The sequence below is a fragment of the Treponema ruminis genome, from assembly GCF_014201975.1.
Lineage (GTDB): Bacteria > Spirochaetota > Spirochaetia > Treponematales > Treponemataceae > Treponema_D > Treponema_D ruminis.
Genome location: NZ_JACHFQ010000004.1, coordinates 164,727 through 179,763 on the forward strand (window position 1 = coordinate 164,727; position 15,037 = coordinate 179,763).

Sequence of the window (15,037 nt, forward strand, 5' to 3'; positions counted from 1 at the left end):
AAAAATGGGAGTTAAAAAAATGAAAAATTTGAACATCGTACTTTCAGCTGTAACGGCTCTTCTGGGACTTCTGGTTGGAATCGCACCCTACACATTCGCAAAAGTCTGCACGATGCCAAAAATGCACTGTCATGCAGTAACTGCCCCGACGGTTCTGGTCTTCGGAATCCTGATTTTCCTTATTTCTGCATTTCAGCTGGTAACTTTATGGAAAAAACGCTGAGCTCAAAGTCAGCGGTTGAAAAATCGCTCGCACTTTCAAATCTTTCGAAGAAAGCCTACAGAACGGTTTTAATGGCCGGCTTGGTCGCTCTTTCCTCCGCCGTCCTGTTCGCTTCCCTTCTTTTCTCTCAAAGCCTTAAAGCTGGAATTGCCGGGCTCCGCTCAAGAATGGGCGCAGATCTGCTCGTAGTTCCAAAAGGCTATGAGAGGGGGGCAGAGAATATCCTTCTTTCCGGCGAACCAAATTACTTTTACATGGACTCTTCTGTCCTTGATGCGGTTCGCTCGGTTGAGGGAGTTGAAAAGGCGAGCGCCCAGTTTTACCTTACAAGCCTTTCTGAAAGCTGCTGTGATTTTCCGATTCAGATTATCGGTTTTGACCGGGAAAGCGATTTTATCGTTCAGAACTGGTCAAGAAGCCGGATAAAAACTGACTCAAATGGAGAATTCCTTCTTTCAGGAAGCAACGTGAGCGTAGAAAAGGGAAGCGTAAAATTCTTCGGAAGGGAGCACAAGATTTCTGCCCGCCTTTCAAAAAGCGGAAGCGGAATGGACAATGTGATTTTCTGCGATTTTGCAAGCCTCGATAACATTTTTGAGGATGCAAGCTCGCGCGGATTCGGCTTTATTTCCGACGGTGACACAAAAAACAAGGTCAGCACGGTGCTGGTCAGGCTTTCAGAGGGAGCCAGCCCGGATGCCACTTCCTTGAGGATTAAAAAAATCCTGCCAGAGGTTCAGGTCATTGTTGGAGAAAAATTCATCCGCAATTTTTCTGAAAGGCTTTCTTCGATTTCGGTATTCTTGTATTCGATTTCGATTCTCGTCCTTCTGATTACGACCCTTTCGCTTTCACTTGTCTTTACGATTACGATTAACGAGCGTAGGCGGGAATTTTCGATTCTCCGGGTGCTTGGAGCGGACAGGTCAAGCCTTCGTTCAGTCCTTTTTTACGAGGCCTTGATTCTGGGAGCCGGCGGCAGTCTTTTTGGAACAGGACTTTCGGCCCTGGTGATAATTCCCTTCAATGCCCTGATTTCCCAGAAGATTGCCCTTCCTTTTGCCATGAGCGGTCCTGGTTATATTCTGGCTTTCGCGGCCGGGGTTTTTGTGGTGACTCTTCTTTCCTGCCTGCTTGCCTCTTTAAGGGGAGCCCTTCGTGTGTCAAAAATTGAGCCTTACGGAGATGTAAAATGATTGAAGTTAAGAACCTGTATAAAAGTTTTCCGACTCCCCGGGGAAGCAAGGCCGTCTTTTCAGATTTTTCCCTGACCGTTAAAGACGGAACTTTCCTCGGCATTTCAGGTGAATCAGGAGCAGGAAAGAGCACACTTCTTTCTATTATAACAGGACTTCAGAGGCCTTCTTCCGGCAAGGTTTTTATCGACGGAAAAGACATCTTTTCTCTTTCGGATAAGGAAATCTCTTCCTTCCGAAATGCAAATATTGGATTTGTCTCTCAGGAACAGAGCTTTCTGGAAAACCTGACCGTGCTGGATAATGTCGCGCTTCCGGCCCTTCTTTCCAAAAAATCAAAGCTTACAAGAGATCAGATAATAGAGCGAGCAAAAAAACTTCTTGCTGATTTTGAGATTGCCGATTTGGAGCAGCTCTATCCATCCCTTCTTTCGGGGGGAGAAAATCAGCGGCTTCTGATTGCAAGGGCCCTTATGAATGACCCGAAAATTATCGTCGCTGATGAGCCGACTGATGCCGTCAGCGAAAGACAGACAAAAGAAATCACCCGCATTTTTAAAGCACTTTCGAATCAGGGCAAAACCGTAATTCTGGTGAGCCACGACAAGACAGCCCTTGAAAATTGCGATGATATATTTTTATTGAAAAAATAAAAGGAGATAGAAAATGTCGAAGAAAATTCATGAATCGCTTACAGAACTGGTCGGACATACCCCGCTTGTCCGCTTGCAGGGCTACGAAAAGAAACTGGGCTTGAAGGCTCACTTGCTTGCAAAGGTCGAATATTTTAATCCGATTGGCTCAATCAAGGACCGTATTGTTTTGCGCATTATCGAGGATGCTGAAAAAGCCGGAAAAATCCAGCCTGGAAAAACGACTTTAATCGAATACACCAGCGGAAATACAGGAATAGCCGTCAGTGCAATCGGTGCAATGAAGGGCTACAAAGTTCAGATTTATCTGCAGGAAGGTGTCAGCCGGGAAAGATTACAGGTCATGAAGGCATTCGGTGCCAATGTAACAAAAATCGGTGAGGTTCCTGAATTGCAGGATGCCCTCAAAGCCTCAAACAATGATTTCGTTGCCGCTACAAATATCTTGAAGCAGCATATCCGCGACAGACAGGCTGCCGGAGACGACATCTACTTCGTTGACCAGATGGTAAATCCCCTCAATCCAAAAGCCCACCACGATACGACCGGCCGGGAAATCTGGGAAGACACAGAGGGCGACCTGTCTGCTGTAGTTGCCAGCGTCGGAACTGCCGGCACTCTCCGTGGAATTGCGGATTACATTCATGAGCAGAGCAAGGGTGTAAAAATCTTTGCCATTGAGCCGGGTGCAAGTGATACAAAACTCACCGGAATCCATAATTTTACGGACGTCCCTCTTGAGCGGGTTCCTCTGAGCCTCAAGGAAAACGGCGAGGTAAAGGAAGGAATCTTTGATGAGGTATTTGTCGCTGACACAAATGGCGCTTTTGAAGCCGCAAGAACAGTCGCAAAGACTGACGGAGTTCTCGTCGGAAATTCAAGCGGTGCCGCCCTCTGGGGAGCAACAAAAATCGCTCAGCGCGAGGAATTTGCCGGAAAGAACATCGTAGTCGTATTCCCGGACACAGGCCTTAGATATTTGAGCACAGACCTCTTTGAAGTCTAATAAAACTTCACTTTATGCTTGCATAAATATACGCATACTCTGTATAATTATGCAAGTTTAGGAGGTTCTATGGCTTCAAAAATTGTAGTAAATAATTATGGCTCCTTCGACGTCACAATGGTTAAGGGCAAGGGCTCAACATGCTATGACATCAACGGCAAGAAATACATCGACTTTCTGGCGGGAATCGCCGTCAACTGCCTCGGACACAATTTCAAGCCGCTCGTAAAGGCAATCTCAAAACAGGCAAAAAAACAGATTCATGTCTGCAATTATTTTGTAAGCGACATCGGCGTTCAGTATGCTACTGAGCTGCTTGGTCGGACAGGCTTTGATGCCGTTTACTTCGGAAACTCAGGTGCAGAAGGAAACGAAGCTGCAATAAAGCTGGCACGAAAATACGGATATTTGAACGGCGGAGAAAAGCGCCGCGTAATCTATACTCTGGAATCTTCTTTCCATGGCCGAACTCTGGCTACTTTGACTGCAACAGGTCAGGACAAATTCCATCCTGCCTGCTTTGCTCCTTATGTTGACTGCTTCAAGACAATCAAGGCAAACGACTGGGAAGCAATCAAGACTGCTTTTGACGACACAACCGCAGCCCTTTTGATTGAGTGTGTTCAGGGCGAGGGCGGTGTAAACATCGTTGATGCTGAGTGGGCAAAGGCTGCCGCAGATGCCGCAAGAAAAGCAGGCGCAATCGTCATGGCAGACGAAGTTCAGACCGGCTTTGGCCGAACAGGCACCCTGCTTGCAAGCGAACAGCTCGGTTTTGAGCCTGAAGTCGTAAGCTTTGCAAAGGGAGCAGCCGGCGGCGTTCCTTTCGGCGGCATTTTGATCCGTGGTAAGGCTGCTGACGTATTTAAGGCCGGAGACCATCAGTCTACATTCGGCGGAAACCCATTGGCTTGTGCCGCAGGTCTCGTTGTCCTCAATGAACTTACAAAGCCAGGCTTCCTTGAAAGCGTAAGCGAAAAAGGCGAGTACATGCGAAAGGCAATTGCAGGGTTCGGGGCAAAATGCGTCGGCGAAATCCGCGGAAAGGGCCTCATGATTGGCGTTGACATGATTGAGCCTGTAAATGCCGTTGAAGTTGAAAAGAAGCTCCTAGCAAAAGGTCTCCTCACATCAACTGCCGGTAAAAATACCCTCCGAATTGTTCCGCCTCTCAACATTTCTTACAAGGAAATCGACGAAGGCCTTTCGATTCTCAAAGATGTGCTTTTAAGCGAGTAGTTTGGGGCGTTACGGGGCATTAGCCCCGTAGAGTGGGGTACGACGCAACAAAGTGCGGCGTAGGGGAGAGACTTCTCCCCTAAAAAATCTGTGCAATCAGTGTAATCTGTGGTTTAAATTTTCTGTGATATTTGCTATAATCTAATTCCGTTATGAAAAACGGATTTGATAATGAGAAGTATCTGCGGATACAGTCGGAACACATTAAGGAACGGATTGCCAAGTTCGGCAATAAACTTTATCTGGAATTTGGCGGCAAATTATTTGATGATTACCACGCAAGCCGCGTTCTTCCGGGATTCCAGCCGGATTCTAAGCTCAAAATGCTCATGCAACTCGCTGATATGGCAGAAATTGTCATTGCTATCAGTGCTGTTGACATCGAAAAAAACAAGGTTCGCGGGGACCTGGGCATCACTTACGACAAAGACGTTCTCCGCCTGCGCGATGAGTTCCAGAATCTTGGACTCATGGTCGGCTCGGTCGTAATTACACATTTTAAAGGTCAGGAAAGCGCAAAGGCATTCAAGAACAAGCTTAAAAGAATGGGCATCAAGTGCTACTATCACTACATGATTGAGGGCTATCCTCAGAACGTCGCATTGATTGACTCGGACGACGGTTACGGAAAGAATGATTATGTTGAGACTAGCCGCCCGCTCGTAGTTGTAACCGCCCCGGGACCGGGCAGCGGCAAGATGGCCGTATGTTTGAGCCAGCTTTACCAGGAGCAGAAGAGGGGAATCAAGGCCGGATACGCAAAATTCGAAACCTTCCCAATCTGGAACCTTCCATTGAAGCACCCGGTAAACCTCGCTTACGAAGCCGCAACTGCTGACTTGAATGACGTCAACATGATTGACCCGTTTCATCTTGAAGCTTATGGCGAGACAACCGTAAACTACAACCGCGACATCGAGATTTTCCCTGTTTTGAACGCAATTTTTGAAGGAATTTACGGCGAAAACCCTTACAAATCTCCTACTGACATGGGCGTAAACATGGCCGGCTATTGTATTTTTGACGACGAGGCCTGTCGCGAGGCTTCAAATCAGGAAATCATCCGCCGCTATTTTACGGCCCTCGATGATCTGGTCGAAGACAAGGCCACGGAAAGCGAAGTCAATAAAATCGCCCTTCTCATGAAGCAGGCTAAAATCACTCCGGAAGATCGCAAGGTCGTTATTCCTGCAAATGAGCGAGGTGCCAAGGCTGATGCTCCTGCCGCTGCAATCGAGCTTGCAGACGGAACTATCATCACTTCAGAAACTTCAAGCCTTTTGGGAACATGTGCGGCTCTCCTTTTGAACGCAACAAAACACCTGGCTGGAATCGACCACAAGGTTAAGCTCATTCCAAAAGACATGATTGAGCCGATTCAGAACATGAAGGTCAACTATCTTGCAGGAAACAATCCTCGTCTCCACACCGATGAGGTTCTCGTTGCCCTTGCAATGCTTTCTCCTTCAAACGAAAACTGCAAGAAGGCCCTGGACCAGCTTCCAAAACTTAAGGGCTGCCAGGTTCACACTACGGTCATGCTTTCAGAAGTAGACCGAAAAATCTTCAAGAAGCTGGGCGTAAACCTTACATGTGAGCCGGTTCTTAAGAAGAGCAGAAGAAAATAAACTATGGAAAAAACAATTTTTGTCTTCGGACACAAAAATCCTGATACTGACTCTGTTGTTTCGGCAACGGCCTATGCGGCTTTTAAGAATGCTCAAGGCTTTTCTGAGTATAAAGCCTGTCGTGCTGGAAAATTGAATCCGCAGACTGAGTACATTTACAAAAAATTCGGAATCACACCGCCGGAATTCATCCCGGACATGAATCCCCGGGTCGCATATTACATGAACGACAAGGCTGATGTCATCAATCAGCTCACTCCCTTCTGGGAAGCGTCGATTTTCATGCGCGAACATGGCCGCAAGGTTCTTCCGGTTGTTGATGACCAGGGACATTACAAGGCCCTTCTCAATTACAACTCGTTTACCAACAATATTTTCCATATCCTCAATCCTGAGCACCATATTTCGGTTGTAACCGACGTAAATCTCATGAGCAGGACTTTGAGCGGAAAGGTTTTGTGCCGAGGAGATGACGCAGATGTCCTTCACACTTACACAATCGTTTCCGGGGCTTCAAGTTTTGACTCCTTCAAGCTGACTCTGGACAGCCATACCCACAATGAAAGTATTGTAGTCGTTACAGGTGACCGCGAGGATATCCAGAATCTCTGTCTTGAGAGAAAGGTTAGGACCCTGATTTTGAGTGCCGGCCGCGTTCCAAGCGATGAGATTATCGAAAAGGCTAAAAAGGCCGGAACAAGCATTATCGTCAGTAAGTATGACACGGCTTCAACATCGATGCTGGTCCTTTATTCAACACCTGTCCGCGTCCTTTGCGACCAGACAATCCAGCCCATTAAGCCGGAAGATTCAATTCAGCAGATTATGCCGAGATTGAAGGGCGTTGCAAGCCAGATTCTGCCGGTAGTTGATGATGAGAACAAGGTTATCGGCGTTTTGAGCGAAATCGATGTCCATCACGATGCAAAAGTCGGTCTTGCCCTTGTTGACCACAACGAAAAGACTCAGATTGTTGACGGATTTGAAAATTTCAAGATTTTCGACATCGTTGATCACCACAGGCTGGGCTCTGCAAGCACAAAAACTCCGATTACTTTCATCAACAGGCCTCTGGGCTCAACTTCAACGATTATCACCCGCCTTTTCCGCGAAGAAAATATCGAAATCCCTCTTGATGTTGCAAAACTCCTTCTCTGTGGAATTTTGAGCGACACTCTGATTTTGCAGAGCGCGACGACAACAAAAATCGATGTTGATACGGCTAATTTCCTTTCTGAACTTACAGGCCTTAAGGTAAAGGAACTGGGCGAGGAAATCATCAAGGCCGGAAGCCGAATTGGCGGCCGCTCTTCAGAAGAAGTCATCAATCAGGATATGAAGGAATACGACGAGGGAAAAATCAAGTTCACCGTAAGTCAGATTGAAGTTGACGGCACGGACGAAATCCTCGAGCGTAAGAAAGAATTCCTGGACGGGCTTGAAATTGAGAGAAAGGCCAGGGGAGCTCTTTTTGCATCCCTTTTGGTCACGGATATTTCAACCCTCAGCTCGGTCATGCTGGTTGCTGGCGAAGAACGCTTCCTGCAGTTCCTCAACCTGCCTAAGCAGGACGAAAAGGTCTACTTCCTGAAGGACGTAGTAAGCCGCAAAAAGCAGCTGATTCCAATGCTGTCAGAAATTCTTGCCAATTTCGTGGTATAACAAAAAAGCCGGGTTTTCCCGGCTTTTTTCATCGATTGTATAGGCTGTTAGTAGCGGCGTGTGAGCATTACTGCCTGTGCGTTTGTGTGGTCGAATACAGATTCGTTTACATACTGGATTTTTTCGACCGGCTTTCCTGATTCCAAAGTGCGGATGATTTCTCCGACTCTTGGACCGTGAAGCGGGTTACATTCACATTCGCAGTTGATTTCGCCTGTGATAATTTTCATGAATGCCTTGTATACGGCGTCAAAAGAAATGATGATGATGTCGTCGCCTGGAACTTTGCCAGCTTCCTTGATGGCTTCGATGGCACCCAAAGTCATGTCGTCATTTTCTGAGTAAAGCACGTTGATTTTATTGATTCCGACAGATTTGATGATTTCCTGCATGGCTTTTTTGCCGCCCTCTGTCGTGAAGTTGCCGGATTTCTGTGCGGCAAGATTCCAGTTTGGATAAGAAGCGATTCCATCCATAAGGCCCTGTGTGCGGCCGACCTGGGCAGAAGCTCCCATTGTTCCCTGCAGGTGAACGATATTGATTTCTTCGGTACCGAGGTTTTTGTTTTCGAGATAAGCCGTGAGCCATTTTACGGCGTTTTTACCTTCCTGGAGGAAGTCTGCGCCGACCCAGCAGAGGTAAAGGCTTTCGTCGCTGACCTTAATCTGGCGGTCTGAAAGAATGACCGGAATTCCTGCTTCCCTTACTTCCTTGAGAATGTCATCCCAGCCTGTTTCAACGACCGGAGCAAGAACGATGTAATCGACATTCTGGGCAATGAAATTACGGATGGCGTCAAACTGAACCTTCTGGCTTCCGTCAGCATCAACGAAAAGGAATTCGTAGCCGCTGTCTGCGGTAAATGTTGATTTGAAGGACAGGGTGTTTGCGTTTCTCCATGCAGATTCGTGACCGACCTGAACGTAGCCGACTTTGATTGTGTGCCTTGAGTCAGTGCCTTGGGTTTTAACAGTAGAATCTGATTTTTTGTCGCAGCCAATGAATGAAAGTGCAGCCAGCGAAATGAAAATCGCCGAAAGTAAAAATTTCTTCATTTGTTACTCCTCTTTTGTAAGCAAGTTATCTTATTCCTTCCATTTTACATATTTTTCACATTCAAGTATAGCACGGGCATTTTCTACGCGCTCCTGAGTCGGGCTTTCTGTTTTTTCGAGAGGATATTCGATTCCAAGGTCCTTGTATTTGCTGATTGCAAGGCCGTGATAAGGAAGAATCTCAACCCGCTCGACATTGTGCAGGGTGCGGATGAAATCTCGTGTCTGAGTAAGATATTCGTCGTTGTCAGTGATTCCCGGAACCAGAACGTGGCGGATCCAGATAGGCTTTTTGATTTCGTCGAGATAGGCGAACATGTCACGAACGTTTTTGCCTGTGAGGCCCGTGAGTTTTTTGTGCTCTTCTTCATTGATATGCTTGATGTCAACGAGAAGAATGTCAGTTACTTCCATGAGCTTTTTGAATTTTTCAAACCATTCGCCCTCGCGCTTGAAAGGACCGCCAGCCGTGTCGATACAGGTGTTGATTCCGCGCTCCTTTGCCTTTGTAAAAAGTTCCAGCAAAAAATCAAGCTGGGCAAGCGGTTCGCCGCCTGAAACGGTGATTCCGCCCTTTTTGCCCCAGTAATCCCGGCAGCTCTCAGCCTCATCCAAAAGTTCGTCGGCAGTGTAGGGCTTTCCTCGTGTCATTTCCCAAGTGTCAGGATTGTGGCAGTAAAGACATCTGAAAGGGCAGCCCGAAAAGAAAATAATAAAGCGAGACCCCGGTCCGTCCGCGCATCCAAAAGATTCCAGCTGATGAATGTATCCTGATAATGCCATTTTTGTACCTCTCTAGCAAATTGAAAAATGAAAACGAAAAATTGAAAAATCCCTATGAAAACTGAGCACGATTCATTGTAACAAAATCACGCCCGTCTTTAAAAAGAAAGAAAAGGCATAAAAAATGGGGCGGAAGTGAGGTTCCGGCAAAAACTCGCCTGAACTTGTTCACTGCGAGTTCTTTGACGGGTTCTCACTGGAAGCCCCATTTTTTAATTAATTATCCAGCTTATTTTTCAAAGCCGGAAAGAGTTTTATTACAATGAAGCGTGGCAAGTACGAGCGATAACATCGTCCTGCTGCTCTTTTGTAAGGTTGATGAAGCGAACTGCATAACCTGAAACGCGAACTGTGAAGTTAGCATATTCTGGTTTCTCTGGGTGAGCCTGGCAGTCCTTGAGCTTCTCTACGCCGAAGACGTTTACATTCAAGTGGTGTGAACCGCGTGAGAAGTATCCGTCGAGGACGTTTACGAGGTTGTCAATGCGCTCGTTCTCATCGTGTCCCAAAGCAGACGGGTTGATTGTCTGTGTGTTTGAGATACCGTCGAGAGCGTAGTGATATGGAAGTTTTGCAACAGACTTGAGGGATTTGATAAGACCCTTTGTCTCTGCACCGTAAGCTGGGTTAGCTCCTGGAGAGAATGGCTCGTGAGCCTTGCGTCCGTCTGGGAGAGCGCCAGTTGCTTTTCCATAAACAACGTTTGAAGTGATTGTAAGGATAGATGTTGTTGGCTCTGCGTTGCGGTATGTCGGGTGCTTCTTGATTTTTGTCATGAATGTCTTCAAGAGCCATACAGCGATGTCGTCAGCGCGGTCATCATCCTGGCCGTAGCGTGGGAAGTCTCCGTCGATTTCGAAGTCTTTTGCCAAGCCTTTCTCGTCACGAATTACGCGGACTTTTGCATATTTGATAGCAGAAAGTGAGTCAACAACGTGAGAGAAGCCTGCGATACCAGTTGCGAATGTGCGTTTTGCATCTGTATCTTCGAGTGCGAGCTCAGCTGCCTCGTAGTAGTATTTGTCGTGCATGTAGTGAATAGCGTTGAGTGAGTTAACATAGATGTCAGCGAGCCATTCAAGCATTGCGTCGTATTTTGCAACAACTTCGTTGTAGTCGAGGTACTCAGAAGTGATTGGTGCATATTCTGGACCAACCTGTGCGTATGGTGTGAGACCGTCGCCCTCGTCTTTTCCGCCGTTGATAGCGTAGAGGAGTGCTTTAGCCAAGTTAGCGCGTGCACCGAAGAACTGAAGCTCTTTACCAGTCTGTGTAGCAGATACACAGCAGCAGATTGAGTAGTCATCACCCCAGATTGGGCGCATAACGTCGTCGTTCTCGTACTGGATTGAAGATGTATCGATAGAAATCTTTGCAGCGTATTTGCGGAATGCTTCTGGCAATCTCTTTGAGTAGAGAACTGTCATGTTTGGCTCTGGTGAAGGACCCATGTTCTCCAATGTGTGGAGGAAGCGGAAGTCGTTCTTTGTTACCATTGAGCGGCCGTCCTGTCCAAGACCACCAACTTCGAGAGTAGCCCAGATTGGGTCTCCAGAGAAGAGCTGGTTGTAAGACTCGATTCGTGCGAAGCGAACCATGCGAGCTTTCATAACGAGATGGTCGATGAGCTCCTGAGCCTGTGCCTCAGTGATGATTCCAGCCTTCAAGTCGCGCTCGATGTAGATGTCGAGGAATGTTGAAACACGACCGATAGACATAGCTGCACCGTTCTGTGTTTTGATAGCTGCGAGGTAGCCGAAGTAGAGCCACTGAACAGCTTCTTTTGCGTTTGTAGCTGGTTTAGAAATGTCGAATCCGTAGATTTTAGCCATTTCTTTCATGCCGTTGAGGGCTTTGATCTGCTCTGCAACTTCTTCGCGGAGACGTACAACTTCTTCTGTCATTGTTCCGTCGCCGATGTTAGCGAAGTCAGCCTTTTTCTGCTCGATGAGGAAGTCGATACCGTAAAGAGCAACACGGCGGTAGTCACCAACGATACGGCCACGGCCATATGTGTCAGGCAAACCAGTCAAGATGTGTGCTTTGCGTGCTTTGCGGATCTCTGGTGAGTAGATGTCAAATACAGCGTCTGAGTGTGTTTTGTGATACTGTGTGAAGATTTTGTGGAGCTCAGGATTTGGTGTGTAGCCGTACATTTCGCATGACTGCTCTGCCATTTTGATTCCACCGAAAGGCATGAAAGCGCGTTTGAGTGGTTTGTCAGTCTGGAGACCTACAACCTGCTCAAGCTCTTTTCCCTCTGGGCAGATATAGCCTGCAGCGTGTGATGTAAGGCCTGTAACGATGTCTGTGTCCATGTCGAGAACACCAGTTCGTTTTTTGCCGTCTTTGCCGATAGAAACTTTGTCATGCTCTGCTTTCTGAAGCTTCTGAAGTTCTGCGAACAATTTGTTTGTTGCGTCTGTTGGGCCAGCCAAAAATTTCTGGTCGCCGTCATACGGTGTGTAGTTTTCCTGAATGAAGTCACGAACGTTAACTTCTTCCTTCCAAAGTCTTCCGTAGAATCCTTTCCAGGCTTCCTGTTCTGCCATAAAAAATCTCCTAAAAGTTTTATTTGAAATCACTTGGCAAAGATACGGCCCAGAAAGCGCATGGAGACACCGAGACACATAAGTTCCAGAAGGAAAGTGAGGTGAAAGGATGTGACCAAAATCGACTTAAAAGGGCTTGTAGTTTCCAAGCAATGTCTTATTTGTTATCAATAATATAGCGAAAATGGTAGAGTTAGACAATAGAATTTTGAAAAATAGCGTTTTTATTTTTGATTCTGTGTAAAAGCACGCTAAATATAGTGTTGGAGAAAGGACTTTTTCGACAGAGGCCTTAAAGTTTCCTTTTATCTTTTTATCGTGAAATAATTCACAGTAAATGACCCGAATTTCTTAAGATTTCTTGACCTTGTTTCTTTTTGTCACTACACTCTTGTCATCAATTTTGTGAAAGATTTCACAGATGCTGCTTCGGGGCGTTGCGGGGTGTCCCCGCAGAAGGGGTAGCGGAAAAACAAAGTTTTGGAGCGAGGGGGAGGCTTCCCCCTTTGGAATAGGAGAAAAAAATGGCTAGAGTCTACAATTTTAGCGCAGGTCCAAGCTGCCTGCCGGAAGAAGTTTTGAATGAATGTGCAGCAGAAATGCTTGATTACAACGGAACAGGTCAGTCCGTAATGGAAATGAGCCACCGCTCAAAGGCTTATGAGCCAATCATTGAAGATGCAGAAAAAATGGTCCGCAAATTGATGAACGTTCCTGAGAACTACAAGGTTCTTTTCGTTCAGGGCGGCGGTTCTACACAGTTCGCTATGGTTGCTGAAAACCTCGGCATCAAAAACAAAAAGGCTGCTTACATCGAGACTGGTGTTTGGGCAAAAAAAGCTGCCGCAGAAGCAAAAAAACTCGGAATCGCAGTTGACGTAATCGCTTCTTCAAAAGACAAAAACTATTCTTACATCCCAAAAGTTGAAAAAGTAACAGGTGACTACGACTACGTTTACATCTGTTTCAACAATACAATCATGGGAACTCACTACGAGTACATCCCTGACACAGGCAATATTCCATTGGTTGCCGACATTTCTTCATGCGTTTTGAGCGAACCACTCGACGTTTCAAAATTCGGTCTTCTTTTCGCAGGTGCACAGAAAAACCTGGCTCCAGCCGGAGTTACACTCGTAATCGTCCGTGAAGACTTGATCCCAGAGCCAGAGGCTTGCTTGCCGGGAACTCCGACAATGCTCGCTTACAAAACACACGCTGACAACGGAAGCATGTACAACACACCACCATGCTACACAATCTACGTTTTGGACAAGGTTCTTCACTGGATTGAAAAGAACGGCGGAGCAGAAGGAATGCTCAAACGCAACCAGGAAAAGGCTGATTACCTTTACAACTTCCTTGATTCAAGCGATTTCTATCACGCAACAACAGAGAAGGGAAGCCGCTCTTTGATGAACGTTCCTTTCCTCACAAAATACTCTACTGCTGAAACTGCTGCTGCCGGCAAAAAAGACGAAGCTGACCGCACAGATGCAGAAAAAACTGCTCTTGCAAAAGAGAAGGAAATCAACGACAAGTTCGTTAAGGAAGCCGCTGCAGCTGGCCTCGTAAACCTCAAAGGTCACCGTCTTGTTGGCGGTATGCGTGCATCAATCTACAACGCAATGACACTCGAAGGCGTTAAGGCTCTCGTTGAGTTCATGAAAAAATTCGCAGCAGAAAATAAATAGGAATAGCATCCACAGATTTCCACAGATAAACACAGATTAAAAATATATATAATCTGTGAAAATCGGTGCCAATCTGTGGATAAAAAACTTGGAGAATATCATGTATAAAATTCAGACACTTAATAAAATCAGCACAATCGGCCTGGAAAACTTTCCTCGCGATGACTATGAAATCGCTACTGACATCAACAATCCGGATGCAATCCTCGTCCGCTCTGCTGACATGCACGGAATGGAACTCTCAGAATCTGTTAAGGCTATCGGCCGCGCAGGTGCTGGCGTAAACAACATTCCTTGCGAAGAACTTGCTGCAAAGGGCGTTGTCGTATTCAACACACCTGGCGCAAACGCTAACGCTGTAAAAGAGCTCGTTATCCTGGGTCTTTTGCTTTCTAGCCGACCGGCTGTTGCCGCAAATAAATGGGTTGCAGGTCTTGCTGGAAAAGGCGATGAGATTCCTGCCCTCGCAGAAAAAGGCAAGTCTCAGTTCGTAGGACCAGAGCTCAAGGGAAAAACACTCGGTGTAATCGGTTTGGGTGCAATCGGTGCAATGGTTGCAAACACAGCAATCGCTTTGGGAATGAACGTAATCGGTTACGATCCTTTCCTTTCTGTAAAGGCAGCTTTGGCCCTCGACCGCAATGTCAAAATCTCTGACACTCTCGAAGGCGTTTATACAAAATCTGACTACATCACAGTTCATGTTCCACAGACAAACGACACAAAGGGCATGATCAACGCTTCTTCTATCAAAACAATGAAGGACGGCGTCCGCATCGTAAACTTTGCCCGCGGTGGTCTTGTAAACAACGCTGATGTACTCGCTGCTTTGGAATCAGGAAAAGTTTCAGCCCTCATCACTGACTTTGCTGACGAAGAGCTCCTCAAATGCGACAAGGTAATCTGCTTGCCACACCTGGGCGCTTCAACTCCAGAGGCAGAGGACAACTGTGCTGTAATGGCTGTAAAAGAGCTCCGTGACTTCCTCGAACTCGGCGAAATCCGTAACTCTGTAAACTTCCCGAAGACTTTCTTGAACAACGAGATTCCTGCAAACGGAACCAGACTCTGTATCGCACACAAAAACGTTCCTAACATGATTGCTCAGTTCACAACAGTCCTCGGTAACGCAAAACTCAACATCGCAAGCATGGTTGACCAGAACAAGAATGATTTGGCTTATGCCCTTATCGATGTTGACGGAAAAGTTGAGGGTGACACTCTCAAGGCATTCGAAGCAATTGACGGCGTAATCAAAGTTCGCCCAATCTATGCATAAAAAATTACATCCTGTAATTTTTTATGCTACGAGAAAATTCTGTTCACCTAAAGGCAAACAGAATTTT

12 protein-coding genes are annotated in these 15,037 nt (G+C 46.5%); 9 read left to right on the forward strand and 3 right to left on the reverse strand.

The genetic code is table 11. The features are described from left to right. Window positions 1-19: 19 nt before the first annotated feature. The 7 genes from HNP76_RS06845 to HNP76_RS06875 all read left to right on the forward strand — a co-directional run bounded on the left by HNP76_RS06845 (window position 20) and on the right by HNP76_RS06875 (window position 7,607). Window positions 20-223: a DUF4418 family protein gene (locus tag HNP76_RS06845; protein ID WP_184658854.1), complete on the forward strand. Its 204-nt coding sequence runs from the start codon at window positions 20-22 to the stop codon at window positions 221-223. Next, window positions 208-1,419, forward strand: a complete 1,212-nt coding sequence (locus HNP76_RS06850; protein ID WP_184658856.1) for an ABC transporter permease — start codon at window positions 208-210, stop codon at window positions 1,417-1,419. The genes HNP76_RS06845 and HNP76_RS06850 overlap by 16 nt, the downstream gene beginning before the upstream one ends. Then, complete coding sequence (locus HNP76_RS06855; protein WP_184658858.1) at window positions 1,416-2,072, forward strand: ABC transporter ATP-binding protein; 657 nt, start codon at window positions 1,416-1,418, stop codon at window positions 2,070-2,072. Before HNP76_RS06850 ends, HNP76_RS06855 begins: the two co-directional genes overlap by 4 nt. 13 nt (window positions 2,073-2,085) lie before the next feature. Then, on the forward strand, window positions 2,086-3,078 hold the full coding sequence (locus tag HNP76_RS06860; protein WP_184658860.1) for a PLP-dependent cysteine synthase family protein: 993 nt from the start codon (window positions 2,086-2,088) through the stop codon (window positions 3,076-3,078). 69 nt (window positions 3,079-3,147) lie between these two features. Beyond that, a complete protein-coding gene (locus tag HNP76_RS06865; protein ID WP_184658862.1) occupies window positions 3,148-4,317 on the forward strand; it encodes an acetylornithine/succinylornithine family transaminase in 1,170 nt (389 codons plus the stop codon). A 152-nt stretch (window positions 4,318-4,469) separates the two neighbouring features. Beyond that, on the forward strand, window positions 4,470-5,945 hold the full coding sequence (locus HNP76_RS06870) for a DUF1846 domain-containing protein (protein ID WP_184658865.1): 1,476 nt from the start codon (window positions 4,470-4,472) through the stop codon (window positions 5,943-5,945). A 3-nt stretch (window positions 5,946-5,948) separates the two neighbouring features. After that, window positions 5,949-7,607, forward strand: a complete 1,659-nt coding sequence (locus HNP76_RS06875; RefSeq protein WP_184658867.1) for a putative manganese-dependent inorganic diphosphatase — start codon at window positions 5,949-5,951, stop codon at window positions 7,605-7,607. Between the two features lie 47 nt (window positions 7,608-7,654). Here the strand turns inward: HNP76_RS06875 and HNP76_RS06880 are convergent, their stop codons facing one another. From HNP76_RS06880 to pflB, 3 genes are all read right to left on the reverse strand, one after another. Continuing rightward, window positions 7,655-8,662: an ABC transporter substrate-binding protein gene (locus tag HNP76_RS06880; protein ID WP_184658869.1), complete on the reverse strand. Its 1,008-nt coding sequence runs from the start codon at window positions 8,660-8,662 to the stop codon at window positions 7,655-7,657. Window positions 8,663-8,692: 30 nt separating this feature from the next. Beyond that, window positions 8,693-9,445: a pyruvate formate-lyase-activating protein gene (gene pflA / locus HNP76_RS06885; protein ID WP_184658871.1), complete on the reverse strand. Its 753-nt coding sequence runs from the start codon at window positions 9,443-9,445 to the stop codon at window positions 8,693-8,695. Window positions 9,446-9,702: 257 nt separating this feature from the next. Continuing rightward, entirely contained in the window at window positions 9,703-11,997 is a 2,295-nt protein-coding gene (gene pflB, locus HNP76_RS06890; protein ID WP_184658873.1) for a formate C-acetyltransferase, read from the reverse strand. Window positions 11,998-12,521: 524 nt separating this feature from the next. Here pflB and serC point away from each other — a divergent pair. Both serC and HNP76_RS06900 read left to right on the forward strand, forming a co-directional pair. Next, window positions 12,522-13,691 carry a 3-phosphoserine/phosphohydroxythreonine transaminase gene (gene serC / locus HNP76_RS06895; RefSeq protein ID WP_184658875.1) on the forward strand — a complete coding sequence of 390 codons (1,170 nt, stop codon included), beginning with the start codon at window positions 12,522-12,524 and terminating at the stop codon, window positions 13,689-13,691. A 100-nt stretch (window positions 13,692-13,791) separates the two neighbouring features. After that, on the forward strand, window positions 13,792-14,970 hold the full coding sequence (locus HNP76_RS06900) for a phosphoglycerate dehydrogenase (protein WP_184658877.1): 1,179 nt from the start codon (window positions 13,792-13,794) through the stop codon (window positions 14,968-14,970). Window positions 14,971-15,037 lie beyond the last annotated feature (67 nt).